Annotated in this window: 20 protein-coding genes; 8 read left to right on the top strand and 12 right to left on the bottom strand. The window is 50.8% G+C overall.

Annotated features, from left to right (window positions below):
- Nucleotides 1-83: 83 nt before the first annotated feature.
- From M3650_RS11760 to M3650_RS11780, 5 genes are all read right to left on the bottom strand, one after another.
- A complete protein-coding gene (locus M3650_RS11760; protein WP_251574900.1) occupies nucleotides 84-1,715 on the bottom strand; it encodes a response regulator in 1,632 nt (543 codons plus the stop codon).
- A 106-nt stretch (nucleotides 1,716-1,821) separates the two neighbouring features.
- The gene (locus M3650_RS11765; protein ID WP_251574902.1) at nucleotides 1,822-3,639 is read right to left on the bottom strand and encodes a cache domain-containing sensor histidine kinase; all 1,818 of its coding nucleotides are present in this window, start codon (nucleotides 3,637-3,639) and stop codon (nucleotides 1,822-1,824) included.
- Complete coding sequence (locus tag M3650_RS11770) at nucleotides 3,620-5,188, bottom strand: extracellular solute-binding protein (protein ID WP_251574904.1); 1,569 nt, start codon at nucleotides 5,186-5,188, stop codon at nucleotides 3,620-3,622. The genes M3650_RS11765 and M3650_RS11770 overlap by 20 nt, the downstream gene beginning before the upstream one ends.
- Nucleotides 5,189-5,372: 184 nt before the next feature.
- Complete coding sequence (locus tag M3650_RS11775; protein ID WP_251574906.1) at nucleotides 5,373-6,851, bottom strand: methyl-accepting chemotaxis protein; 1,479 nt, start codon at nucleotides 6,849-6,851, stop codon at nucleotides 5,373-5,375.
- 74 nt (nucleotides 6,852-6,925) lie between these two features.
- The gene (locus tag M3650_RS11780) at nucleotides 6,926-7,471 is read right to left on the bottom strand and encodes a hypothetical protein (RefSeq protein ID WP_251574907.1); all 546 of its coding nucleotides are present in this window, start codon (nucleotides 7,469-7,471) and stop codon (nucleotides 6,926-6,928) included.
- 357 nt (nucleotides 7,472-7,828) lie between these two features.
- Here M3650_RS11780 and M3650_RS11785 point away from each other — a divergent pair, with 357 nt between their 5' ends.
- The gene (locus M3650_RS11785) at nucleotides 7,829-8,872 is read left to right on the top strand and encodes a LacI family DNA-binding transcriptional regulator (RefSeq protein ID WP_251574908.1); all 1,044 of its coding nucleotides are present in this window, start codon (nucleotides 7,829-7,831) and stop codon (nucleotides 8,870-8,872) included.
- A gap of 378 nt (nucleotides 8,873-9,250) precedes the next feature.
- Nucleotides 9,251-10,240 carry a glycoside hydrolase family 130 protein gene (locus tag M3650_RS11790; RefSeq protein ID WP_019420855.1) on the top strand — a complete coding sequence of 330 codons (990 nt, stop codon included), beginning with the start codon at nucleotides 9,251-9,253 and terminating at the stop codon, nucleotides 10,238-10,240.
- 181 nt (nucleotides 10,241-10,421) lie between these two features.
- Here the strand turns inward: M3650_RS11790 and M3650_RS11795 are convergent, their stop codons facing one another.
- From M3650_RS11795 to M3650_RS11805, 3 genes are read right to left on the bottom strand one after another with little or no spacing between them, the layout of a single operon-like run.
- Nucleotides 10,422-12,365 (bottom strand): ABC transporter permease, encoded by a 1,944-nt coding sequence (locus M3650_RS11795; protein ID WP_251574909.1) that lies wholly within the window; start codon nucleotides 12,363-12,365, stop codon nucleotides 10,422-10,424.
- A complete protein-coding gene (locus tag M3650_RS11800) occupies nucleotides 12,337-13,110 on the bottom strand; it encodes an ABC transporter ATP-binding protein (protein WP_019420853.1) in 774 nt (257 codons plus the stop codon). Before M3650_RS11800 ends, M3650_RS11795 begins: the two co-directional genes overlap by 29 nt.
- A gap of 36 nt (nucleotides 13,111-13,146) precedes the next feature.
- Nucleotides 13,147-14,106 (bottom strand): D-alanyl-D-alanine carboxypeptidase family protein, encoded by a 960-nt coding sequence (locus M3650_RS11805; protein ID WP_251574911.1) that lies wholly within the window; start codon nucleotides 14,104-14,106, stop codon nucleotides 13,147-13,149.
- Between the two features lie 310 nt (nucleotides 14,107-14,416).
- Here M3650_RS11805 and M3650_RS11810 point away from each other — a divergent pair, with 310 nt between their 5' ends.
- On the top strand, nucleotides 14,417-14,716 hold the full coding sequence (locus M3650_RS11810; RefSeq protein WP_251574912.1) for a hypothetical protein: 300 nt from the start codon (nucleotides 14,417-14,419) through the stop codon (nucleotides 14,714-14,716).
- A gap of 51 nt (nucleotides 14,717-14,767) precedes the next feature.
- Here M3650_RS11810 and M3650_RS11815 read toward each other — a convergent pair whose 3' ends face one another.
- The 3 genes from M3650_RS11815 to M3650_RS11825 form a co-directional block, all read right to left on the bottom strand.
- On the bottom strand, nucleotides 14,768-15,880 hold the full coding sequence (locus M3650_RS11815) for a sensor histidine kinase (protein WP_251574916.1): 1,113 nt from the start codon (nucleotides 15,878-15,880) through the stop codon (nucleotides 14,768-14,770).
- Nucleotides 15,861-16,562, bottom strand: a complete 702-nt coding sequence (locus tag M3650_RS11820; protein ID WP_251574918.1) for a response regulator transcription factor — start codon at nucleotides 16,560-16,562, stop codon at nucleotides 15,861-15,863. Before M3650_RS11820 ends, M3650_RS11815 begins: the two co-directional genes overlap by 20 nt.
- 155 nt (nucleotides 16,563-16,717) lie before the next feature.
- Nucleotides 16,718-17,593, bottom strand: coding sequence for a LysR family transcriptional regulator (locus tag M3650_RS11825; protein ID WP_019420848.1), 876 nt, complete (start codon nucleotides 17,591-17,593; stop codon nucleotides 16,718-16,720).
- 108 nt (nucleotides 17,594-17,701) lie between these two features.
- On the opposite strand from M3650_RS11825, the gene M3650_RS11830 reads away from it, so the two are divergent.
- From M3650_RS11830 to M3650_RS11840, 3 genes are all read left to right on the top strand, one after another.
- Nucleotides 17,702-18,814: a citrate synthase/methylcitrate synthase gene (locus tag M3650_RS11830; RefSeq protein WP_251574919.1), complete on the top strand. Its 1,113-nt coding sequence runs from the start codon at nucleotides 17,702-17,704 to the stop codon at nucleotides 18,812-18,814.
- Nucleotides 18,815-20,375: 1,561 nt separating this feature from the next.
- Complete coding sequence (locus tag M3650_RS11835; RefSeq protein ID WP_267933873.1) at nucleotides 20,376-21,641, top strand: Glu/Leu/Phe/Val family dehydrogenase; 1,266 nt, start codon at nucleotides 20,376-20,378, stop codon at nucleotides 21,639-21,641.
- 203 nt (nucleotides 21,642-21,844) lie between these two features.
- Complete coding sequence (locus M3650_RS11840) at nucleotides 21,845-23,662, top strand: glycerophosphodiester phosphodiesterase (protein ID WP_251574927.1); 1,818 nt, start codon at nucleotides 21,845-21,847, stop codon at nucleotides 23,660-23,662.
- Between the two features lie 81 nt (nucleotides 23,663-23,743).
- Here the strand turns inward: M3650_RS11840 and M3650_RS11845 are convergent, their stop codons facing one another.
- On the bottom strand, nucleotides 23,744-24,049 hold the full coding sequence (locus M3650_RS11845; RefSeq protein ID WP_019420840.1) for an MTH1187 family thiamine-binding protein: 306 nt from the start codon (nucleotides 24,047-24,049) through the stop codon (nucleotides 23,744-23,746).
- 274 nt (nucleotides 24,050-24,323) lie between these two features.
- On the opposite strand from M3650_RS11845, the gene M3650_RS11850 reads away from it, so the two are divergent.
- Nucleotides 24,324-24,572 (top strand): DUF1858 domain-containing protein, encoded by a 249-nt coding sequence (locus M3650_RS11850; protein ID WP_251574928.1) that lies wholly within the window; start codon nucleotides 24,324-24,326, stop codon nucleotides 24,570-24,572.
- Entirely contained in the window at nucleotides 24,565-25,827 is a 1,263-nt protein-coding gene (locus tag M3650_RS11855) for a DUF438 domain-containing protein (protein WP_251574931.1), read from the top strand. The genes M3650_RS11850 and M3650_RS11855 overlap by 8 nt, the downstream gene beginning before the upstream one ends.
- Nucleotides 25,828-25,874 lie beyond the last annotated feature (47 nt).

The raw sequence follows: 25,874 nt of genomic DNA on the forward strand, positions 1-25,874 counted from the left end.
CCTTCAGGAATACGGGAGAGTCATGACTTCTTCTGGTAAATTGATAGCAATGCGGCAATTGCTGTGCTGCCCCCACGCCTTCATCATCCTCGCTTCCATTCACTAGGCGTGACTCCCCAATATTTACGGAACACCTTCGTAAAATAGCTGACGTCACGGAAGCCCGCTGCGTGGGCGGCATCATACACCCGATCCCCTTGGAAAAGCACATCCTTGGCGCGCTCCATACGGCGCTCCAGCAAGTAGGCGGAGAACGGACGGTCCATCTCTTGCTTGAACAGCCTGCTCAAGTATGAAGCGTTCATGAAGAGCCGATCCGCCACTGCCTGCAGCGTTAGCTCGGTATGAAGCTCCCGCTCAATCAGTTCCTTCACTTCTGCGACGAGCCGATTGCCGCTGCGCCGCCTGACCATGCTCGCCTGCATGCCGATTCGCCGCACCGCACTCCGCATCCAGTCACCCCATTCCTGCTTCGTGCGCAGTTCCGCGGCGTGGTGGAACCACTTCGCATCCTCCTGCATGACCTCGTGCATCGACCATCCCTGCTTGCGTATCCAAGTGACGATCCAGGATTGCAGGAACATCATCTGCTCCTTGAGTGTCTCTGCCTGCTCCACCGCGCACACAGCGCTGATCCAAGCCTCTGCAATATCGGACGCAAGCGGCTCGTCGCCCGTACTCCACGCGATATCAAGCTCGCGCTCCCACGGCTCGCTCTGGAGGACTGCGGCTGCATTATCGGGCGGCCGAATAAGTCCGTCTTCCCGAAACGGAATGACGATATCCCCCCCATGCACGAGCCGCTGGCTCAGGGCGAACAGCGCTTCCTTATACAAACGGGGTACTTCCGCAAGCCGGCCGTGCGCAGAGCAGATGCCTGCGCTTGCCGTCAGCTTGAGCGACGTCTTGATGTGCTCCAGCATTTTGCCGGCTATCGCATGAATGCCGAGCATCGCGTCGCCGTCCACTGCAACGCTATCGCCGCCGGCGTGCCGGAACAGAATGCCAATCGGCTTATCGACGTCACGGCACAGCAGAGCGGATCCGGCCCCCATTGCCCTGAGCGTCTCTTCGGCCACTTGGCCAACGGCGAATTGCAAGAGCGCTGCATCTTCGCCGAAGGCTTGCATCCGCTCGGGCGGAAATGGATCGGGCTCGATGACCATGACGGCATAGCGCTCCTCCTGCACAAGGTCGATACCAAGCTCTGCCAACCGCTGGCGGAAGGCGGCCGCGGAGAGGCTCGCTTCCATGCCCAAGCGCAGCGTGCGCTGCTGCAACACAGGCAGATGATCATGCCACTGCTGCCGCAGCGAGGCGTAATCGTGCTTGCGCTGAATCTCTTGGCGGCGCTCCGCGACCGCCTCCGAGACGGCCTGCACAATCGCCTCCTGTCCCGCCGGCTTCAGCAAATATTGCTTGACGCCCAAGGCTAGCGCCTCCTGCGCGTAAGGAAAATGATCGTGTCCGCTCAAGATGACCGTCTTCACCTCGGCGTTCCATTCCATCGCTTGACGTGCCAGAGTTAGGCCGTCTCCATCCGGCAGTTGGATGTCCACGAGCAAAATATCCGGCCGCTTCACCTGGAGCCAACGTCTTCCTTCCTCCACGGTCGCGGCCGACGTGACTCCCGTTATTCCCGCTTGCTCCCACGGCATCATGTCCGTTAAGCTGTGGCGAAGGCGGGGTTCATCCTCCACGATTAATAAATTCATTCCACTGTTTCCTCCTTTGAACCTTATTAAGCAGAATTCATCTCGATTGAGTTGGCCATCTGCCTGTCTTCTTATTAATGGAATCGATTGCGATGATTACGACATTTCATGCCATTGCGGCCTTGGGCTCGTACGGCTCGGACAAGGGCAGAATGAGCGTTACGGTTGTGCCCTTCCCCAAGGCGCTATCGATACGGATTTCGGCATGCGGGCCATAATTCAAGCGCATGCGCGCCACGACGTTTCTCAGCCCGTAGCCCGCATCTGCATCGCCTTCTGGCTGCATGCCATGCTGCACGGGCTGCTGCAGCACGGCCGACAGTTGCCGCTGAAGCCGTTCCCGCACCACTTCGCTCATACCTGCGCCCGAATCGGACACGGCGATGATGAGCGCTTGCTGCGGTCCTGCATCCTCAAGCCGCACTGTGATGCGCAGCAGCTCCTCTTGCGCTGACTTCTCCACGCCATGGATGAGCGCGTTCTCGACGATCGGCTGCACGAGCAGCTTGACGATAGGCAGCGGCTCGGCCCGCGGATCGACGTCATATTCGACCCGGAACTGATCCATGAACCGCAGCTGCTGAATACGGACATACGCGTGCAAATGCTCCAGGCTTTCCTTTACAGTGAGCGCATCCTTGCCTTTGCTCAGGCTCAATCGGAAAAAGCGCGACAAATGCAGCACCATTTCCGAAATGTCCTCCGCATCCGAATGCTTCGCCATCCAATAGATGGAGTCTAGCGTGTTGTACAAAAAATGAGGGTGGATTTGCGACTGAAGCAGCTTCAGCTCTGTGTTGGTCAGCCTAAGACTCTGTTCATAGTGGTCTTGAATGAGATGCTGCTGCTGCGAGGCCATGTGGTTGAATAGATGCGTCACCATGCCGAACTCATCTTGCCGGTCCGATACCAGACGCACGTCCAGGTTGCCGCTTGTCATGGCCCGCATGCCGCGAGCGAGCTTCCGCATGGGGGCGGCGATGCTTTTGTAAATGCTAAATGCCATAACTAGAGCGAGCACGACGCTCAAGACGATCATGAAGACCGCATAATGCTCCAATTGATAGGATTGGGCAAATATTTCATCCTTCGGTTGAGCCAACGTCAAGGACCAGCCGTAATAAGGCGATTCGGTGCGAATGAGCACTTGGTTGTGCTTCTCGGCGTAAGAGGCATAGCTGTCGTACGATTCCGGCCGCTGGGCTGTTCCCGTCACCCATTTTCCATCGGCCGTATATAGATGAATCTCCGCCTGCGCAGAAGGCAGAAGAGAGCGGATATATTGCTGTATGCGCGGAGTATTGAGACTAATAATGAGCGCATGCCGTTCCCGGTTCGGATTATAGATGTCCATGGAACGCACCACTGCCAGACTATCCGCGCCGAATACTTGGCCGAACGGCTTGCCTCCGCCAATACGCTCATCGGGCAGCATGTACACAATCCCGGTGCCCATCCCATTCAGCGTCTGCCGCAGCCATATGCGTTCATCCGCGCGAGCGACAGGCAGCACGCCATGCGCCGTCGATATGACCGAGTTCGAATGATCATGATACACGGCAATCTGCGAGAACATCGGATGTATGGACAGGAAATCGGACAGTTGGCGGCGCATGCGAACGAACGCCATCACATCTTTTGCTTCCACAGTGCGTCTGGATTGAGCCAGCGTAGCGTTCATTTCTGGGTCCGTCGACAGCATGGCGGACAGTTCCTCTACGTTCTGCAGCACGAGTTCGATGTTGTCCATCAGGGCATGCATCGCGCTTTCCGTTCGCGCCGTCGTCTCAGACAACAACAGCTGCTGCGAGCGCTCATTCGAGAACCAACCCGTCAGCAGCAGCGGAATGAGAATGAGCACGAAATAGACGGTCAGGCGCCACTGAATGCGCTGGCGGAACCGGTTAAAAAGAGCCTGAAGCATGGCCACTACTCCCCTCTGGTTCGCTGTGGAATGCTGCCGAACCCACCCGGTTCCTGCTGTATTGGAACCACGCATTCGCTTCGCGGGTCATCTCTTCCCCGCCTTCGGCCAACCACTCGGCTGCATACCGTTCGAAATCATCCAGTGGCCGGTTCCCGAGCACAATATCAATTAACATATCGTTTTTCTTCAACAGGAGCGGCGCATACCGAGTCATCGCCGGAGTCGGAAGCGATTGAAAGGCGCTCGGCCGCACATAGGTGGCCATATACCGAAGGTTGTCGTACAAGTGATAGCGCATACCGAGCGCATCGAGCCGACTCTGCGTATAGCCTTCATCGGGAATGTCGGACAGATTCGCATATAGTCCGCGGTAATGATCCCGATTGTGCACCTCCATGTTCGTCACCCGATCTCCATCCTTCCACTCCCACACTTCACCTTCAAATCCGTACTTTAACGTGTCGCGCCCCTCTCCAGAAATAAAGCTCAAGAGCTGCAGCACTTCGACTGCATGCGGGCTTGATGTCGGAATAGCTTGATAAGAACGCACCGTCGGCAACGCATAAATGCCAGTTCCTCCAGGACCCTGCGGATACGGAATTGATATCCATTCCGCACTTGGATGACGCGCCGCGCTTCTCTCCAGCACACCGCGGGTATCATACCATGTGCCCGCGAACAGTCCGAGGCGCCCTTCCATCACTTGCCGTTCCAAGCCCCGCTGCGTCTGGATTGGAAAGAGCGGATCGACAAGTCCTTCCTCCACGAGCCCGCGTAAAAAGGCGAGGGCGTCCTTCATTTCCGGCAGCATATTCGAATACACCAGCTTGCCCTCCCGCTCCACCCATTGGTTCAGCTGAACTCCAAATGCGCCGAACCACGGAGAGGAGCGTCCGAATTCTTCGATAAAGCTAGTGCCGTACGTATCCCGCACTCCGTTGCCATCCGGATCGAGCGCGACAAAGGCCCGCATCATTTCCACCATATCCTCGAGCGTCTCCGGCGGCTTAAGTCCGAAGCGGTCCAACCAGTCTTTGCGGACGTACATCATCTCCAAGCCTTCCGCTTCATTCAGACTCGGAATGGCATACACCTGCCCGTTAAAAGACACTTGCTCCCATACCTCAGGCGGGATCCGCTCCTTCAGCTGTGGGGCATAGCGCGCAATCAAATGATCGAGGGGCGCCAGCATCTGCTTGCGCGCATAATGCGACACCCAATTGGGTTCGGAAATGCTAATGAGATCAGGCGTATGGCTCGACATCATCATTACGCCGACACGATCCTCGTATCGGTGCGACGGAGGAATGATGACTTCCACATTAAGTCCGGTCTTCGCTTCTATGTACGACAAATATGGGTTGTCATTCTCCGTCAACGGCTCGGGGAAGGTTATGCCGAGACTGTTCAACACGACCGTGACCGGTGGATTGGACACGTCCCGCTCCATATTTTTTTGTTCCAAGCTCGCCGAATGACAGCTGACTAGCGACAATAATAGCGAGCATCCCATTCCTATAGCTATGACAGGCTTACATTTGGACAAATCAAACCACCGCATCCCTCTCGAAAACGCCCTCAAAACAAGCCCCGCTGCCGTTATTTCAGATTTATGCCCTTGCATGCACACATCTCTCCCTTCGCCGGCAAGGGTGCTGCACCATGCCGTCAAATATAGAAAAAGGGCCTATCAGTATGTATGTCCTGACAGACCCTTGCCCTAGCTTATTCTACTCTTCTGCCGACAATCGCTTCAAGTCGCTGACATGCTTGTCCAGTCTCGCGTATCCGTCGACCAACGCCTTAATATCACTGTGCTGGTGCTCCATATTGGCCAACGCCTCTTCGACGGAAGCCATATGCTGCTCCGTGCTGTCCGTAACGGTGACTACGCCTTGCGCCATGCTCGCGTATTGCCGCTGCAGCTCCTGCACTGCTTCGCGCATCACTTCGGATTGGCGGTTCACCATATCCGTGTTCTCCGTCATGCTGTGCATGATGCGCTCGACCTCGCCTGTCGCCTCAACGCTTGACGTCACAGCGGATTGACCACGCTGCACCTGTCCGGCTGCTTCATTGATCTGCGCACCAATCGCTCCGAGAATGCGCGTAATATCCTCCGTCGCGCCACGCGTATGGTCTGCCAGCTTGCGGACTTCTCCAGACACGACGGCGAAGCCCTTCCCGTGTTCGCCCGCACGGGCCGCTTCAATCGCCGCATTCAAGGATAGCAGATTCGTCTGCGCGGATATATCGCTAATCGTACTTACGATATCGCGTACCTGTTCCGTCTGAGCGTTCAAATCGTTCATCAGCTCCACCGTCTTCCGCACCACTCGTTCCACACGGTCGATTTCACTGACTAACATGTCAATTTGCCCGCTGCCATGCTCTACCAACTGGCGTGTAGCCGAGGCCACCTGCTCCAGTTGATTCGTTCCGTCCGCAACATGGCCCACGGCGCGATCCACGAATTGCACCGAACTGCCGATGCCGTGCAGATTATCCGTCTGCCGCTCGATAGTCGACGAGATCTGGGCGAATGTGCCTGTCACCTCGCGAGAGATGGCTCCAGTCGATTCCGCGCGCCCCTTCTGCTCTTGGCTGAATTCATCCAACATCGTAATCGAAGATTGAATCTGCTCAAGCAGCCCTTCGGCCCGCTCCTTCGCCTTCAGCGCCTCTGTACCGCGAACGAGCACTTGACGCTGCAGCCTTTCGCTAAAGACGGCTGATGCGCTGAGCGCAATCGTCACAAAGAGGAGATACATTAATAAATATAGCAACGGCTCGCCCTCAAACAACTGTTTACTCAGAACCGGATCAGACACGGCGTAGACCGTCATCGCCATGCTAATAACTCCGGTAAATACGATAGGACGGTAATTCTGATATAACGTCATCAATCCAATAACGACATAGAACAATAAATACGTGCTAAATATCGGATTCGGATCCGACTTCATCAACATCAATACGAGGGAGCATAAAAATACCGGAATCAGGTACATGATGTACTGTGTCCCGATGCGCTTATAGGTCAAAAAGGTAGCCAAGCCGCAAGCGGCAGCCCCGATACCTATCAGCATATATAGCATGGCTCCTGTAATCCCCGCTGCGACATCCGCAACAATGCCGATGCAGAGCATGACCCATATAATTTTGACAAACAATCGGTTGCGCTGGTCAAGTATTGAATGTTCATTCACGCCATCTACCAACTTTCTATCGTTCGAGTTTAATATATTAATAATATGAAATAGTAATGCCATTAAAGTTCACATCAACCAGATTGACAGCTCATCGAAATATACCATGGATAGGATTCAGGGTCGTGCCAAATGTCGCCGACATGAATGAGTGTCGGAACGACATCATCTCCTTTATAATACGTCTTCTTGCCTACTTGCCTCATTGGGACGTGAAATGAGATGCGAAGAGCCCGGGCAAATACCGGTTCCATCAAGCAAGCGCAATGAACAATGTTATACTGTCGAGAATAGTGGACAATGGATGATAAGAGACGTGAAACATTTGGACCTCGATATTCGCGCAGCAAAGCAACCTTATCGACTTCAGCCACAGAGCAAGGATCGGCAGTAATCTCGGCTTGCTCCCGAAAAGGGGCGATTTCGTTCAAAGGACTTCCGTCAAAGTGGTACGGCTTTAACTCAAATGTGCCGACAGGAACATTTGCTTCATTAAAGACCAGAACTTGTGCCAACGTATGGGCCGAAGGCTCTATTTCATATCCCTCTTCCTTCCAGACTGTTGTCCAAATGGATTGAAAGACGTTGCGATCCGCTTCATGAATTACCACTTTGTGCATTTTTCCAGTGACTCCTTTATGTAAATGATGATGTAGTTATCGGTCACGGATATGGATTTGTTAATGAACAAATATTGAAAATATAGTGTTTTTTCAGGAAAAAAGCATCCTTTCACATTGTAAATAAGCTTGTTCTTCATGCCAACCAAAGTTGCTAAAATTCATACTAATGACCTATATGTGTAATTGTTCATATATAATTTATATACCTTTTTACAGCTGCAGATGTTCTATAACACGATCCACTTTGTAACTTTACATTTGTCAAAAATGTAAACCTCAATTATACTTGTACTAACGCTACACGGTACGTATTACAATGTTTGCTAATCAACCACTAATCGGAGCGATGAACAAATGGCACAATCAAAGATTACCCAACAGCATATCGCCGATGCGCTGAGCTTGTCCCGCAACACCGTCTCCAAGGCGCTCAACAACGATCCGGGTATGCCCGAGGATACGAAACGCCGCGTCATTCAAAAAGCGCTCGAGCTCGGCTATACAAAATTTCATCAAGACCTGCCTTCGGCGGAATCTGCGCCGGCCAAAAATCGGCTTGTTTCCTTACTGACTCATTCTGATTATATGGGCAACCATTACTGGTCGACCTTCCTGAGGGGCTTGAACGGGACGTTGAAGGATGCCGGCTATACGCTGGCTATGACCATCGTCGATATGGAAGAGGAAAGGGAACTGCGGCTGCCTGCATTTTTCTCGCAGCAGAAGCCGGCAGGCGTCATTATGATCGGGCCCTTCTTGCGCGAATATTACGAAGTGATTGAATCGGCCGGCATTCCATCTATATTTATCGATACGCATGCCGAATTTAACTTAGGGCTGCTGCGCAGCGATATTATGTTGGTGGATAACACTCATAGCGTATATACGCTAACGCGAGAATTGATTGCTCAGGGACATCGCCAGATCGGGTTCGTGGGCGATATCGGTTCGTGCCTAAGCTATCAAGAACGCTGGACTGGCTTCCAGCAAGCGCTGCGTGAAGCCGACCTGCGTGTGAACGAATCGTGCTGCATCATTAACACGATGCCACGGCACTATTATAATGAGGCCGAGCTTCAAGAAGCGTTCGCAGCCATGAAGCACAAGCCGACGGCCTTCGTCTGCGTCAATGACGCCATCGCGCTTGAAATGATGCAAGTAATCCGAAATGCAGGCTTGCGCATCCCGGATAATGTTGCCTTAACCGGCTTCGACAATATTACCGAAGCGATGCTCGTGCAGCCTTCCTTAACGACGGTGCATGTGCCGAAGGAAGAGCTTGGCATGCGCGCAGGCGAGCAAATCGTATGGCGCATGAGCAATATCGGCCGTCCGAAGGAACTCGTTCGCCTCGCTGTCGACATTATCTGGCGCGATTCGGTTAAGCAGCCTGTTTAAGTTGACATTTGCACAATAAATGTCACATATTTCAGGCATTTTGCACACAATATTGGATGTAAAATGCCCAAAACCAACTTGACATTATGCATGCTCTGTTTTACTCTTTAGGTATACGGTAACGCTCCTACAAGAGGGGATCACCGGTTGATTATGTACACAAGTGAGTGTTCAAATACCAGAAGATCATCGTGATCAAAAGGGAACTTTTTGAACAACCTCTACAAGCAACACGTTGCGGCACAGGTCTATTGACGATGTAACATGACAACAATAACTAACAAGGCTCTCAACCTTAGTCTCAAGGTCTCAACGATGTCATTGTACTTATGCTGCACAGGTTCAACATGAAAATTAACGCAAAGCGAGGTTTGCATCATGAGCCAAATTAAAATCATCGGTCCAGACATTCCGAACATGCCATGGGAAGAACGTCCAGAAGGCCATCGCGACGTCTTGTGGCGCTACAGCCAAAATCCTGTTATTCCACGGGACTTGCTGCCGAACTCGAACAGTATCTTCAACAGTGCTGTCGTTCCATTTGAAGGCGGATTCGCCGGCGTATTCCGCTGTGACGACCGCAATCGCTACATGCGTTTGCATGCTGGCTTCAGTAAAGACGGCTTGAACTGGGACATCAACCCAGAGCCTCTCACGTTTGAATGCGACGATCCTGAGATCGGCAACTTCATCGAGGGCTACGACCCGCGCGTATGCTGGATTGAAGACCGTTTTATCGTTACTTGGTGCAACATTTACCACGGACCGACGATCGGTGTAGCGTACACGCATGACTTCAAAACATTCCACCAATTAGAGAATGCATTCTTGCCTTATAACCGGAACGGCGTTATGTTCCCGCGCAAGATTAACGGCAACTACGCAATGGTGAGCCGTCCGTCCGATACGGGCCATACTCCATTCGGCGATATCTTCTACAGCGAGAGCCCGGATCTGGAATTCTGGGGACGTCATCGTCACGTAATGGCACCGCTTGGCGGCTGGCAGAGCAAGAAAGTCGGCGCAGGTCCGATTCCGATCGAGACAAGCGAAGGCTGGTTGATGATTTACCATGGCGTATTGAATTCCTGCAACGGCTTCGTATACGCATTCGGTGCTGCGATTCTCGACCTGGATCAACCATGGAAAGTGAAATACCGCAGCGAACCGTACTTGCTGCAACCGTCCACACTGTATGAGTGCGTAGGCGACGTGCCTAACGTAGCGTTCCCTTGCGCATCACTTGTCGACGCTGCAACAGGCCGCATCGCGATTTACTACGGCGCTGCCGATACAGTAACGGCGATGGCATTCGGTTATGTCGATGAAATCATCGACTTCGTGAAGAACAACTCCCGCGTGGAGTAAGCCCTAATGCAACCACAAAGAATGCAAGTCAAGGACCTTACGGTACACTCGCTTTCTTTGTAACCCCTATAACCTATGGCAATACGAAAATCCCCTTAAGACTAGACCGTTGGTTACGGTCTGCTTAGGGGGATTTTTGCTTCACATCAACTGCATATTCTGCTAGCATTGCTCATACTGCTTATACCATCGCTTTTTGCAATTGCCGGAGATATCGCCACCGAATGATAAGAAAGTATACGATTTGCACGGCGAAAAAGCTGGCGAGCACGGTTAACGTGCTTTTTCCGACCGAAAAATGGACCAATTGCTGCAGTGCTGCAAAGGCAACTCCGCTATGAATGACAGCAACTACGATCGGCAAGAAGAACATAATGAGAAGCTGGCGCGTCACCACTTGATGCAGTTCTTTCCGGGTCAAACCGATTTTAGACAGCAATTCCACCTGCTGTTGATCCCGTTCCCTATCTGTATAGAGACGGAAGTACAAGAAGCTTGCGGCAAAAGTGAAAAACACGACTCCGATCAATACGCTGATGAGCAATAACAAGCCATTGGCCTGCTTGGCCATAACCCATTGAGGATACAACGCAACAAAGGAGAATGCCCCTTCTTCGTAATTATTCTTATTCTCAGGGTAGAAAAATGTCATTAATTTATCCGTCACGGCTCCCGCCTTCTCCCAATGGTCCACGACAAAGCCATGTACCGTATAAGAAGCTCCCCCTTCCCGGTCGTTATCCGGCAGCTTGTCATACATGGAGTCCAACACGACAACGAGCTGAATAATTCCATAATCTTGCGGAAGCACCTGGTGTGCGGCCGCCTTGATGAGTCGGAATGCCATTTTCGTCTTTCCTTCGGCTAATTGAACCTCATCAACCGCACCCTGATTGCTATATATTCTTTCCTGATACACGGAAGTAGGAACGACGAAAGCCTCGTTGTCCTGTGTTAACGTCTCTGTCTCATAGCCGAGCGCTGCAGCCATATTGTTATAGTCGGACAACTTCATGAATGTCAAATCGTTCCCGGCATATTTCAAAGCAGCGGATGCTTCCCGGTATGAAACATTCGCCTCATCAAGCCGCTTCTTAATCTCCGCAGCATGCTCAGCTTCCCACTCATTTCCCTTGTAAGAGTAATAGGTGAAAGCATACGGATTCGTCATTTCCGCCAAGCCTTGATGTCCGATCGCAGTACACGTGCCGATAGCTGTAAAAGCGACCGCGGAAATAACCGCGACAATAAAAAACAGCTTCGCATTGTCCTTCAACCGGTACGCAAGCTCCGAGATCGTAAGCAGATTCGTCTTCTTAAAGTACATCCGTTCTTTTCGCTTCAACGCGCGCATCACATATACGCTCAATTGGGTGAACAAGAAATACGTTCCTACGACAACGAGTACGACACCTGTCATGAGCACAATCAGTGAATAACTCAATCCCGTGGCAAAGGAAAACACAGTCATGTACCCTGCTCCAATGAGCAGGATGGCTAAGAGCGACAACCAAACCGATGCTTGCGGATCCGGCTTGGGCTTCTCTGATCCTTTTAGCAAGTCAATCAACCGATTGACTCTCACCATTCTGGATGTAACTAGGGAGATGAGAACAAAGAGAACCAGAAAGGCTGCTAACGTAGTAACGACCGCTTGAACGGGAACATAGAACGAAAGACCATTATCTATCGCCAATAATTTTGAAATCATAGCTAGAATGAACTTGGAAAATAGAAGCCCGATCGCAATCCCAGTCACACTGGCAGCACAGCCTATCAGCATATTCTCGATGAACACCAGGTTGCGGAATTGCCGATGAGACATCCCGTGCATCATCAGAATGCCGAATTCTTTGTTTCGGGTCTTGAGAAACGAACCGACAGAATACAAGATAAAGAAAAATGAGAAAATAACAAGTAAAACTTGCGATACGCGCAGTCCCATCGTCCCTAGCAGGCTCATCGTCACGCTCGATGACGCAAGCTCGCTATCCAAATCCGGGTGAAACAAGAGCAAGGCATAGGTGAAAAACATCAAAACAGAAAACGCGCTGCTCCAAAAATGCGCCGCATACATTCGTTTATTGCGAACGATATTATGATAGGCCAACTGTGAAAAGGTCATCTCGATTTCCTCCTAGCACAGATAGAACATCCATAATATTGCGCATGAAAATATGCTGATTGTCACTGCGTGAAATTTCATGATGAAGCCGGCCGTCTTTGATAAACACGACGCGATCGCAATAGCTCGCCGCCATCGCATCATGAGTAACAAGCATCATCGTCGTTCCGTCCTCCTTATTGAGCTTGGACATCGTCTCCATCACGTCGCGGGATGCTTTGGAGTCCAAGTTGCCGGTCGGCTCATCGGCCAGCAGCAGCTTAGGACGGTGAATGATGGCGCGTGCAATCGCTGCGCGCTGGGCCTGTCCTCCGGATATTTCATAGGTCCGCTTATGCAATATCGTGGTAATCCCTAATTTTTCCGCTATAGCTTCTACTTTGCGATTCAATTCTTCTACGCTGACTCCATCCAACGTTAAGGGAAGCACAATATTTTCCTTCACCGTCAATGTACCTAGCAAATTAAAGGCCTGAAAGACAAATCCCAGTTCACGACGGCGGAATATGGCCAGCTTTTCCGATGACAAATGGAATGGATTACTTCCATGAATCAACACTTCGCCCGACGTCGGAGCATCGATTGTCGCGATCATATTCATCAGAGTCGTCTTCCCGCTTCCAGACGGTCCCATAATACCGACAAATTCCCCTTCCGCTATCGAGACATTAATATGGGATAGCGCTTCGTAACTTATTTTCCCTGCATATGTTTTGCTTATATCTTTTATTTCTACCATCGACATCTTTATCAATCTCCCACGTTTTCTTATAGTTGAAAATTATGCTTTGAACCGCTCAAAACCGTAATCGAGCAGTTCTTGCGAATCCGACCATACGCTGTCTGCGTTCGAATGAAGCACGACCGCGATAATCCGGTGTCCCTCCCGCTCGGCGGAAGAGACGAGGCAGTATCCCGCTTCATCCGTGAATCCGGTCTTTATTCCTGTCGCGCCCTCGTAGTAGTAGCCGCTGTCTTGCTGCAGAAGCCGATTCCGGTTCGTCAACGTCTTCATCACTGCACTCGGAGCAGAAGAAACGAGCTTCACTTCTGCCGCGACTTGGCCGACAATGCTGCGGAACAGCTCGTTCTTCATTGCTTCCTTCGCTATTACTGCCAAATCATAAGCGGAGCTATAATGATTCGCATTATGCAGTCCGTGCGGATTCGCAAAGTGGGTGTTGCGCAGCCCCAGTTCTTCCGCCCGCTTATTCATCAGGTCCACAAAGACGGTCATAGCCTCCTCTTCGCTTAATGAGGCATCTTGCCGTGACTGCCTCCCCAACTGAACGGCGATCGTGCGCGCCGCATCATTGCCTGAGGGCAGCATCATCGCTTCAACGAGCTGCTTCCACGTGAGCCGTTGCCCGAAGCTTAATCCAGCCACGCTTTCCCCAGGCTCGGTCCATAGCACTTCCTTCCCGACGGTCACCACCGTATTCATATCCGCCATTTCGAGCGCCAACAGCGCTGTCATCATTTTCGTCGTGCTGGCCGGAGCCTTCCGCTCTTGATCGTTCTTATAAAACAAAATTTCCCCCGTATCTTGATCCATTACAACTGCAGACTTAGCTGACAGCTCCTCCATGGCAAATGCCCGATTGCTGGAAGATACCTCTATATGTTCCACGACCTTATTCACGAGATGCTTGATACGGTTAGAAGAAGGATGAATAACCATCCAAATGCCCAAGGCCAAGATTCCGCCTATAAACAACCAATTCTTTATCTTGAACTTCAATGCTATCACCCTCGAATATCATTATAATCTCGAATTTCGTTTCGATAATCGTAATGATAAAGGAGAGGCTTTAATAATGTTCTAAGCAAAGATGAAGAAAGCTTAAAAAAAAATGAAGAAAAGATGAAGTTGTAACGATGAGCAGCGAATGTAGAAGGAAATAACAATTCATTTACGATTTTGTGAAAAAAAGTGCAATTCCATCTTAATGTCCAGCCGAACTGGACTTTAGCAGGGGGTGTTTCGCATGAAGAGATTTATAATGGAAGTATAGCTATGAAAGTTGAAACATGATGAAGGAGGTACACCCATGAAACGTAACATCATTGCTTCTGTTCTCATCTTAGGAGGAAGCCTCTTATTAGGTACTACCGTCTACCAAGGCGTCGCTCAACTCGCGGGAAGCGATTCCGGATTATCCCGTGACCGCGGGGGGAACGATAACGATACACATATGATGGAGCGCGCGAATATGAATGAACACATGAATCGAATGGAGCGCCCAGGGATGTCGATGCACACGGACCGCATGGAGCGTGCGAATATGCCGATGCGCACGGAAAGATCGGACATGATGGAGCAATCCGGAAACCATTGCCACAACATATAGATGAAGGATGAACCGAAGGACGTGACTTCCACGCCTTCGGTTCTCGTCTGTTCAGCCAGTGCCGGACGGCGAAGCGATGCAGGGAAGTTCGATAGTGAACCGGGTGCTCTCCATATCGCTGGCAGCCGTAATCGTGCCGCCATGCAGCTCCACAATCGTTTTTGAGATCGCGAGTCCCAGACCGGAGCCGCCCGTTTCCTCCGAACGCGACTTCTCTACCCGGTAGAACCGATCGAAGATATAGGGCAGATCCTGCTCTGGAATCGGTTCCCCACAGCTGTTCACGGTGATGGCAACCCGGTTCCCGCTCCGCCGCAGGCCTATTTCCACTAGGGTGCCTGGTTGAGCATAGCTCATGGCGTTCGTCAATAGGTTGTCGAATACTCGCACCAGCTTGTCCGGATCCGCTTCCACCCAATATTGATCCGCCTGACTGTTCATGCGGATGGAAAGTCCCGCCTGCTCCATCGGATATCGGTAATGCACGCACAGCTGTCCCGCCATTTCCGCCACATTCAGCGGCTTCATCCGCAACGCCATCCCCCCGTTCATTCGGGTATACTCGAATAGATCGTTAATCATGACGTTCAGCCGCTGCGCTTTTTCATACGCAATGTTCGTATAATGCCTCAGCTCCACTTCATCCCGATATCGATCCTGTTCCACCAACCCGAGATACCCGATTATCGAGGTGAGCGGCGTGCGCAAGTCGTGCGATACGCTGGTTACGAGCTCATTTTTGGTGCGCTCCGCTTGGCGTTCTTCCTCCATAGACTGTTTAAGCCGTCGTGTCATCATATTGATATTGTCAGCTAGGCGGCCTAACTCGTCATTTGATACAATATCGCACTGCGCATCCAGATTGCCGTCCGCAATATGCTGCACGGTCTCCGTTATCTTCTCGACATTTTTAATGAGCCGGCGGTTCAGCAAGAAATAAATGAGGATAAACAGCGCCAGTCCTGCGATAACAAGTGACGGCACCACTCCTAAATTACTGGCGGTGAACCTGATCAAGCTGTTAATAAGCGGAATGCGCATTTCAGTATATACCAGAGATGCCATACCAACGAGCAATGCCAGACTCCCCAGTGTCAGTACGATGCTGAGGGCAAACGTAAACAACAGCTTCCACCGGATGCTTTTATACCATGGCTTGTTCAATCTTGTATCCTACTCCCCATACGGTCTGAATGAACTTGCCGCCGCTCGACTCCAGCTTGTCCCGCAGCTTGCTAATGTGAACCGCCACCGTATTGTGCGATCCGTTAAAGCCTTCCTTCCAGACGCGCTCATACAATTCCTCTGCGCTGAACACCCGTCCGGGGTGCCCGGCCATCAAATACAAAATATCAAACTCCATGCTCGTCAGATGAACGACCTGTCCGTCTACCTTCACCAAATGCGTCTCCTTACTAATTTCTAGCCCATGAATACGGATGATGCCTTGAGGTGCCGTATTCACCTGCAGCTGAGCATTCAATTGGTACGCACGCCGCAGCAAAGACTTCACGCGCGCGACCAGCTCCAACGGATTAAATGGCTTTACCATGTAATCGTCGGCGCCGGTCATGAGCCCCATAATTTTGTCCATATCTTCTGCCTTCGCACTCAACATCAGCACCGGAGTAGCCTGCTTCTCACGAATCTTCATGCATACAGCAAGCCCGTCCAGCTTGGGCATCATCACGTCCAGTATGACTAAATCCACCCGCTGGTGTTCGATCACATTCAATGCCTCAAGACCATCGTACGCTTTTATGGACTGGTATCCTTCATTTTTCAAATAAATTTCAATCAATTCAGCAATTTCCTTGTCGTCATCGACAATTAAGATGTCCGTCACGTTCCGTTCCTCCTTGCCGTTTCCCTCGCGGCAATCATCTGGCAATAGAATACCTTGATTTCCCCCGAGGTTCAACTCGCATGACCAAGATCCCGCAATAGGAGCGACTATCTTGTCATTTTCTCCGTTCTGTCCCCTACTAATTAAACGAAAAACTACATAAAGGATCGGAAAAAATCTAAAAACCGTCTTCCCTCCGTCACATCGCGCTTCATTATCGCATACGTCCGTGCCGTCGGCAGCTTCAGCTCTGGACAGTCCACCTGCAAGAGACGCCCCTCCATCCGCTCTCTCCGCACCGTAATTTCGGGCAAGAACGAGATGCCGAGGCCTTCTTCAATAAAACGCTTCGTCACATGCACTTGCGTGACAAGCATCGTTCTTAGGTACGGGTACCTCATCTGCAACTCCTGCATAATCGGTTCCCAATACTCCGGATGATTATAGGTAAGCAACATATGTCTCGCGAGCAGTTCCTCCAGGTCCAGCGGGGCGGCGACCTCGTTATCATAACCATCATGCGGCGCCACGAGTATAACCCGATCCTCGCCCAGCACTTCGCACGATAAGCTATCATCGTTAGCCCACATACGTGACAAGCCGAGATCGACTTGATTTTGCAGAACGGCGTCCGCAATATGCTTAGATTCAAGCACCTGCACCTGAATCTCCACATCCGGGTTCGTGTCGACGTACTGGCTCAGCACATGCGGGATGAGATATGCAGCAACCAGCGGCGAGACCGCCAAATTCAAGCTGCGTGAGAACCCCTGCTTGAAGCGGAGCAAATCCTGTAGCCCCTCCTTGTGCACGTCGAGCAGATGCTTCGCATGCGGCAAAAAGCGGCGCCCTGCTTCCGTAAGCTGCACCCGCCTCCCTACCCTTGTAAAGAGCTGGCAGCCCAAGTATTGCTCCAGCTGCTTCATCTGTATCGTGACCGTCGGTTGGGAAATGTACAGATCTTCCGCAGTCCGCCGGAAATTTTCATGGGCCGCCGCATGCACGAACGTATGAATCCATTTTAAATCCATTGCGAGCCCTCCTGATTATGATTTGTTATCAAATCAATAGAAACGTTTCAATATCTTTAATCAATTTCATTGTATATAATAAATCATAATTTGTGGAGGAGGAAGATGATGGTTGACAAAGGGTTAAAGGGTGTAATTGCTGCCGAGACCGAGTTAAGCTTTATCGATGGAGATCAAGGTATTCTGTTGTACCGGGGATACGAGGCGAAGCAACTGGCCGTTCGTTATTCATTCGAAGAAGTTGCTTATTTGTTGTGGTACGGCTCTCTGCCTACACCGGCTGAGCTGACGGCTTTTAAGGCAAAATGGGTGCGCTATCGACAGCTTCCTGAACCCGTCATCCATTGTCTCAAGCAGATTCCTTCCGATATGGATTTGATGAGTCAACTGCGGACAGCCGTCTCCGCTCTGGGCATGAAGCCGTTCGAGGGAACACCGCAGGCGGATCATGCCATTGCATTAACGGCAATGATGCCTGCTCTTATCGCGAATCTGTATCGAGCTCAGAACGGACAGCCGCTCATGACGAGCATACCAACCAATGATTCGTTAAATCATACGGCCCATTACTTATATTTGCTGACAGGCGAGCTTCCGTCGGACGTTCACGTTAACGCGCTCGAGGCGTATATGATTTTGACGATGGAGCACGGATTGAACGCCTCGACCTTCACGGCGCGCGTCATTGCATCCACCGAGTCGGATATCGTCTCAGCCTTGACCGGTGCTATCGGCGCCATGAAAGGCCCGCTGCACGGCGGAGCGCCGTCCGCGGTTACCGACATGCTGGAAGCGATAGGCACCCCCGAACGGGTGGAGCCGTATCTGCGGGAGCAGCTGGAACAGCGCCGCCGCTTAATGGGATTCGGGCATCGCATCTACCGGACGAGAGATCCGCGCGCCGAGGCGCTGAAGCAGCGCATTGCGCTGATGGAGTCTCACGATCCGTGGCTGAATCTGGCCCTTCTGGTGGAGGATACCGCCGTCCGGCTGCTGGCTGAATACAAGCCGGGGCGGGGGCTCTACACGAACGTCGAGTTCTACGCAGCCGCCATCATGCGGGCCATCGGAATGCCAAGCGATCTATTTACGCCGACATTTACCGCCAGCCGCACAGTGGGATGGACCGCTCATATTTTGGAGCAAGCCAGCGACAACGTCATTTACCGACCGGAGGCCAAATATGTCGGACCGAGACATTCATCGGTGAACGTCTCCTAACGATGCAGGCACGGCGCTTCTGCGACAATGAGCTTACCGTTCATCGCCGCTTGGAAGCGCCGCGCCTCTTTTACCGTTCATGAGAGTGCTCCCAATCCATCGCATGCGGGCTTCACGCCACCACGCCAGACGATTATGCGAGTCCGTACTCTTTGCACATTTCGCGTGTCATCCATTAAATCTACATCTGAATCTGTCCATTTCCCGTTCATGCCAGCTCCCCCTAATATATGCGATGTTTTGAAATGATTGTACAAGAAATGCCTGTACAGCTCCGAGACAGCGCGAGTCACCCGTATATTTATAATTGGTGACTTACGTAAGTCCACAGCACATGATGTGAAATCGATTAAGTCGATGGATGCTCAATGGATAGTCGATGGATAATACTACATCGTTCCCCCTCTTGCTTCACTCTCCCATTTAATCAGAAACACCTTTAAAAAAGTTAAAAAAACTATTGCAGTTACTACGAATATGTGCACGTTCTGTATGACCTCGTGATTACATTTTTTGCGAGCAGGACTGTCAATGGACTGTAATTTGATAAATGTGGCACTTCACCGCAGCGGCCACTGAGTCCTCGCACACGCCCGGCTACCAGAATCTCTGCCACTATCAATCCTTGTACGCGTTTGCCTATCTGAGTTTCGGCAGATAACCTTCTGATGTCGCGATTACTGCGATCCCTGAGCATGCGGGAGAGTGGACGCAAGGAGCAGATGACGAACTTGGCGGCAGCATGGTTATCAATAATCTGTGTGAGCCACGAACGGCTTGCAGCCAACCGTTAATGAGCGTCTCGCGCAACGTCTCAAGCCGGACTGCCGACTGCTCATGATTGAGCGAGGTCTCTGGTCCGCCATTAAAGATGGAATTGAACGTCGATTTCTTTGCTGGAAGAGAAGTACGTAAATATCGTGAAATCCATAGGTTTCATCCGAGGCCGCCGCAAAGAAATGCGCAGGCCTACGCACAGCCCTCTCATGAGTGAACTGTAAGCCAAGCCTATAAGGAAAATACAACCAACGCAATGGGGAAAATTATGTTCTCTTGTAAATTCGTCCCCCCTTTTCCTTACGCCACAACCACACCGACACATAAATAGATATGAAAAAGCGAACGATTTCCTATTTTAAATAGGATTCCGAATTAGAACACAATTGAGATGCCAGAATAACAATATATATGGTTTTTTTATCCACAAGCCCTTTTCCGGACAAAAACAATCGTCCTCTCGACGGGGACAATCTTAAACGACTCCAATCCGCTCTGCTGTAAGGGTAGTATCACGTCAACTATTTCCTTCATACGGTTCACATTCGTTCCTTGTCCTCTTGACAAGGACGAAGAAAGCGCTTCATATTGACATATTTTTTCTATAAAAAGGTTTTATACCCATAAAAGAATAATTCGATGTAAGAAAATTTATCACCCCGTGTAAAATAATCTTTTAACTTTTTTATGAATTTTGATAGGTTATGTATTTCAAAATACGCACGTTGACAGTATAATGTTTGAAAAGTGTTCCTATATAGCTTGAGAGGATGGGTGATGAGCCTTGGAAATTTTACAACGTGAACAATCAGAAGTGCTAAACCCGTACGAAATCGTACAGAAGCAAATTGACGCTGCGGCCGCAAAATTACAATTGCCTAAACATGTAACAGAATTGTTAAAAAAGCCCAAGCGCGTTTTGTCAGTGAGCTTTCCTGTTCGGATGGACGATGGTACGGTACGCATTTTTGACGGATACCGTTCGCAGCATAACGATGCGATTGGCCCGACAAAAGGCGGCATTCGATTCCATCCTGACGTTACGTTAGACGAAGTTAAAGCACTCTCGATGTGGATGACGTTCAAATGCGGTGTCGTGGGATTGCCATACGGCGGCGGTAAAGGCGGCGTCATTTGCGACCCGCGCCAAATGAGCAAGGGTGAGCTCGAACGCGTCAGCCGCGCTTTCATGGAATCTATCGCGGACATCGTAGGACCTGAGCGTGATATCCCGGCTCCAGACGTATACACCACTCCGCAAATCATGGGCTGGATGATGGATACTTACAGCCGGTTGCGCGGTCATTATTCTCCTGGTGTCATCACAGGCAAGCCGATTATTATCGGCGGATCGCAAGGACGGAATGCCGCGACCGCTCAAGGCTGTGTCTACGCCATTCAATCAGCGCTGGAAGATATCAGCCTGCCGATGGAGAAAGCAACCGTAGCGGTTCAAGGCTTCGGCAACGCTGGACGCATTGCGGCACGCCTGTTGACCGACCTCGGAGCAACCGTAGTTGCGGTGAGCGACTCCCGCGGCGGAATCTATGATGCGAACGGCCTCGACTTGAACCGCGTCGAACAATTGAAAGATGAAGCGACAATCCTGGACTACGGCGTCCAATATCATATCAGCAATGAGCAATTGCTGGAGCTGGGTGTAGATATTCTTATTCCGGCAGCGCTTGAAAATGTCATTACGAAAGAGAATGCACCTCGCGTACAAGCGCGCATTATCGCTGAGGCGGCGAACGGTCCGACTACGCCGGAAGCAGATGCCATTCTCAACGAGAAAGGCTGCATCGTTATTCCGGATATTTTGGCCAATGCAGGCGGCGTGACCGTATCCTACTTCGAATGGGTGCAGAACTTGATGAACTACTACTGGAGCGAAGAGGAAGTCCTCGAGAAGCTGCAGGTCAATATGGTGAAATCATACGATGCAGTTCGTAATATGGCGAAAGAGTATGAAACTGACTTGCGTACGGCAGCGTATATGATCTCACTTCAGCGCGTTACCGAAGCTATGCGAGCTCGTGGCTGGGTATAATGGTGTAGAGGCTGTAATTTTGCCACAGCTTCAAAATAAATGAAGAGGCGCCTGCCCTTATGGGAGGCGCTTTTCCTATTGCGATTCATGTCGAAGATGAGTTACCTCTGCTGGAAGGATCAACATTTCATTTGGTCAGAAGCAGATCCTATTTTATAATGGAAATGATAAGAAATGATATCATGTTCAAAGGAAACTCTGTTATGACCAAACCTAAAAAGAAATCCCGATTTTTATCCTTTCAAACTACACGGGACATCCTGCAAGTATGGACGCATGCGCACCGCCCTTTTCTACTGTTCGAACTGGTATACAAGCTGATGACTATCGGACTGTTTATTCCTTTACTTTCGGTTATTTTTAACAAAGTATTGGATATTGGCGGCTTCGACGCTGCGGCCAATCATGATCTGCTCCGCTTCGTCTTCAGCCGCTATGGACTGCTCAGTCTGATCCTCATGGCGCCAGTGGCGATGATGCTCATTTATACCGAATTTGCAGTGCTCATCTACATTGCCTATTACGGCATGCAAGGAAAAAGAGCACGTATTCGCGCCGTACTGCTGAAGGCATTGTCACGCCTGCCTAGCTTATGGCGAATCGGAGTCTTCGGGCTATCGCTTTACTTGCTGCTCTTAGTCCCGCTGCTTGATGTTGGCTTCGGTCCGTCCTTGCTGCCAAATGTCACAATCCCGAACTTTATTACTGGAGAACTGTTGAAGACCGGGCTCGGTACCATCATGTTCTTTCTGTTTTTTCTAATTGTTCTCGTATTGAACTGCCTTTGCATTTATGCGCTGCCCATTCTCGTATTGGAAAATACGAACCGATTTTGGTACGCAGTTCGGAAGAGCGGCCGTTTATTTTGGAAGAGCAAATGGTCGATTGTAAAAGCAGTGTTGGAGTGGGCGCTCGTATTTGTACTTGCCGTCATTGTCTTGCTCGTCATCTTAATCGCGTTACTGTGGCTGCTCCCTGAAGGCACGGGCATTCCGGCAGCCGCCGTTCTGGCACTTGGCGTCATAATAAGTATCGGTGTATATGCGCTCACTTTGGTGATGTCCCCGCTATTCATTACACTTATTACCCGCTTGTACGTCAAATACGCGGGCAAGGATGCCGTCGCTATCGAGACGGATGGATTCAATGCTGCCGTGTGGGAAAACAGGGAAACGCGCCGCAACTTTATTCAGCGCCACCGTCCGAAGCTGGCGACATTTGGATTGCTCGTATTGATCGCCGTCGGCTGGGGAGTATCGGCGCTGCTTACCGACGTTGAAGGGGCTAAGGATGAATTTATTATCATGGCTCACCGCGGGGATGTCTTGTCTGGGGTCGAAAATACGCTCGGCGCATTTGAGGGTGCCATTGAGGCCGGAGCCGATTATATCGAGCTGGACATTCTGCAGACGAAGGACCACAAGCTTGCCGTCATTCATGACGAAAATCTTAAGCGGCTCTCAGGGAAAAACGTCAATGTGTTTGACCTGACTTTGGATGAATTGAAGAAAATTCAGTTACGCCAAGATGGATTCGAAGGTTATGTTTCCTCACTGGATGAGGTCTTGGAATTTACGAAGGGACGCATTCGGTTAAATATCGAATTGAAGACGCACGGGCACGAGCGCAATTATGTTCCCATCTTTATCGATACGGTGCGCCGCCATAAGGCGGAGAAAGACATCGTGGTGCAAAGTCTCGAATACGATCTAATTCAGCACGTGAAGGCAGCGGCTCCCGATTTGACGGTGGGTTACGTTATCTATGCAACTTTTGCACAGCTTGGCCGCTTTGAGGCGGACTTCTTCGTTGTGGAGGAAGCTTTTGTAAGACCGCGATTAGTGGCTTCCGCCAAGCTAGCCGGCAAACCGCTGTATGTGTGGACCGTGAATGACCCCGAACGGGTAGAGCATTTCTATACGCTCGGCGTGGACGGCATCATCACGGATATCTCCGCGGAAGCGAGAGACACGATTGAACTGCTGAACGAGCCTGCTGCCAAGATAGAGAACGAACCTTAACGCAATACACCATATAACGAACAAAGCGGCGTCCCGGTTGCTTTGCGCTCATGCGCAAAGGCGGGACGCCGCTTCATTTCATTAAGCATTCAGCTTCTCTCTAACCGATTCAAGCTTCTGTACAACCGAAGACGCTTTGTCCCGGCGGTCGTCGATCTTAACGACGGTTGATACGCGCTTCGCCCCCGCTTGAAACGGACTCTCATGCAGGGCTTGTATGGCCGCAAACAATCGGTCGAGCGGACCTTCAATAATCGTCCCCATTGCAGTCAACTCGTACGTTATTCCCTCCACTTGGTCAATCGCACGCTGCATATCAGCGACATAGCGGCTCAGGCTCGTGGAACCCGTGCCAACCGGAATTACGGTAATCTCGGCTATCGCCATCATCCTCAACTCCTTTTTCTATGAGTATACATCCATCCGAAAGCATTGCTTGCATGATTTCCAACTGTCCGAAAAGTTGCTTTTGTCCTCATCATACCTCAACGTTCGTCTAACCTCAATTCCCCCTTCATTACACTGTCACTGACTTTGTGCGTACAATCACAAGTCGGATAGGTTATCCATGCTACTGTAGCATTACAGGTATGAGAATAGTTCTCATTCTTGTAATGTGCTGAACCTGTGTAATCCCTAATCCATTAGAGGTGCTTCTACCATGAACAAAACACTGGATTTAACGAAATCCGTTTACGACCTATGTACATCAGACCCTGACGTCATACGCATCATGCAGTCACTAGGGTTTGATCAGATGGCGAACCCCATTATTTTGAACACCGCCGGACGGGCCATGACCATTCCGAAAGGCGCAAAGGCCCGGGGAAAGGATCTGAACCACATTATCGGGACGTTCGAACGCGAAGGCTACCACGTTATCGGAAAGGAGCGGTCTCATCATGAGTGAAATGATTAATAATCGCGAGCAAGACAGCGCAGCATCCAACCACCATCGCCAGCAGTTGTTGAAGGAGATCATAAAGGAACTACATGATGGCAAAAGCGTAGAGGAAGTCAAAGCCCGGTTCGAAAAAGCAGTAGGCGACGTCACGGTGGCAGAAATCTCGGCAATGGAGCATGCTCTCATGACCGAGGAGGGCATTCCGGTCAAGGAGGTGCAACGCCTCTGTTCGGTTCACACGGCCATATTCAAGGGATCGATTCAAGAAATTCACCGTTCTGCGCAGCCAGAAGAACATCCCGGTCATCCGGTGCACACATTCAAGCTGGAGAATCTTGAATTGGAGCAGCTCGTTCAATTCAAGCTGTCCCTTCATACCGAGCGCTTCGCGCAGGACGGCAGTGAGCGGAACAGATTAAGGCTGCTGGAGGACCTGAATCTGCTGATGGATGTAGATAAACATTACAGCCGCAAAGAGAACCTGCTATTTCCGTATCTTGAGAAATACGGCATTAACGGTCCGACACAAGTAATGTGGGGCGTTGACGATCGGATACGCGCCGCACTGAAGACGGTGAAGCAGGCGATTAGCGACTATCCGCAGGACGGCAGCATGGACAGGGGAACCATCGCAGCACAATTGCAGGATGTCATTCACGAAGTGAGCGAAATGATATTTAAAGAAGAAAACATATTATTCCCTATGGCACTGCAAACGTTAACCGAAGATGAGTGGCTGCGCATCGCCGCTGAAAGCGGGGATATCGGGTATTGCCTCGCCGAACCCGCCGGCGTATGGAAGCCTGAACGCGCGCCAGCCGCAGCAGAAGATACGGCCATAAGCAAAGGGTTCATCCGCTTGGACACCGGCGTGCTTTCCTTGGCCCAACTGGAACTGCTGCTGAATCATCTGCCCGTCGATATTACATTCATTGATGAACATGATGTCGTCCGCTACTATTCTCACGGCAAAGAGCGCATCTTTACCCGCACCAAGTCCGTCATTGGCCGCACCGTACAGAACTGCCATCCGCCGCAAAGCGTGCATGTCGTGAATCAGCTATTGGTCGATTTCAAATCTGGAGCGAAAGATGTGGAAGATTTCTGGATTCGATTGAAAGACAAGTACGTGCTCATCCGTTATTTTGCTGTACGCGATGCGGACGGCCGTTATATGGGAACACTTGAATTTACGCAGAACATTGCGCCCATCCAAGCTATTGAAGGTGAAAAGCGCATTTATTCCGCAGTCCCGCAATAAATAAAAAGGAGGACGTCCCTTCGTCATCAATCCTGACTACCGGGACA

This window comes from Paenibacillus sp. MER TA 81-3 (genome assembly GCF_023713585.1).
In the GTDB taxonomy this organism is placed as follows: Bacteria; Bacillota; Bacilli; order Paenibacillales; family Paenibacillaceae; genus Paenibacillus_B; species Paenibacillus_B profundus.

Excerpts from the sequence above, each read along its gene's own strand:
- M3650_RS11855 (WP_251574931.1), top strand. The coding sequence starts at position 24,565 with ATGAGTGAAATGATTAATAATCGCGAGCAAGACAGCGCAGCATCCAAC.
- M3650_RS11765 (WP_251574902.1), bottom strand. The coding sequence starts at position 3,639 with ATGCTTCAGGCTCTTTTTAACCGGTTCCGCCAGCGCATTCAGTGGCGC.
- M3650_RS11810 (WP_251574912.1), top strand. The coding sequence starts at position 14,417 with ATGAAACGTAACATCATTGCTTCTGTTCTCATCTTAGGAGGAAGCCTC.
- M3650_RS11790 (WP_019420855.1), top strand. The coding sequence starts at position 9,251 with ATGAGCCAAATTAAAATCATCGGTCCAGACATTCCGAACATGCCATGG.
- M3650_RS11830 (WP_251574919.1), top strand. The coding sequence starts at position 17,702 with ATGGTTGACAAAGGGTTAAAGGGTGTAATTGCTGCCGAGACCGAGTTA.
- M3650_RS11795 (WP_251574909.1), bottom strand. The coding sequence starts at position 12,365 with ATGACCTTTTCACAGTTGGCCTATCATAATATCGTTCGCAATAAACGA.
- M3650_RS11850 (WP_251574928.1), top strand. The coding sequence starts at position 24,324 with ATGAACAAAACACTGGATTTAACGAAATCCGTTTACGACCTATGTACA.
- M3650_RS11780 (WP_251574907.1), bottom strand. The coding sequence starts at position 7,471 with ATGCACAAAGTGGTAATTCATGAAGCGGATCGCAACGTCTTTCAATCC.
- M3650_RS11800 (WP_019420853.1), bottom strand. The coding sequence starts at position 13,110 with ATGTCGATGGTAGAAATAAAAGATATAAGCAAAACATATGCAGGGAAA.
- M3650_RS11840 (WP_251574927.1), top strand. The coding sequence starts at position 21,845 with ATGACCAAACCTAAAAAGAAATCCCGATTTTTATCCTTTCAAACTACA.
- M3650_RS11785 (WP_251574908.1), top strand. The coding sequence starts at position 7,829 with ATGGCACAATCAAAGATTACCCAACAGCATATCGCCGATGCGCTGAGC.
- M3650_RS11825 (WP_019420848.1), bottom strand. The coding sequence starts at position 17,593 with ATGGATTTAAAATGGATTCATACGTTCGTGCATGCGGCGGCCCATGAA.
- M3650_RS11760 (WP_251574900.1), bottom strand. The coding sequence starts at position 1,715 with ATGAATTTATTAATCGTGGAGGATGAACCCCGCCTTCGCCACAGCTTA.
- M3650_RS11845 (WP_019420840.1), bottom strand. The coding sequence starts at position 24,049 with ATGGCGATAGCCGAGATTACCGTAATTCCGGTTGGCACGGGTTCCACG.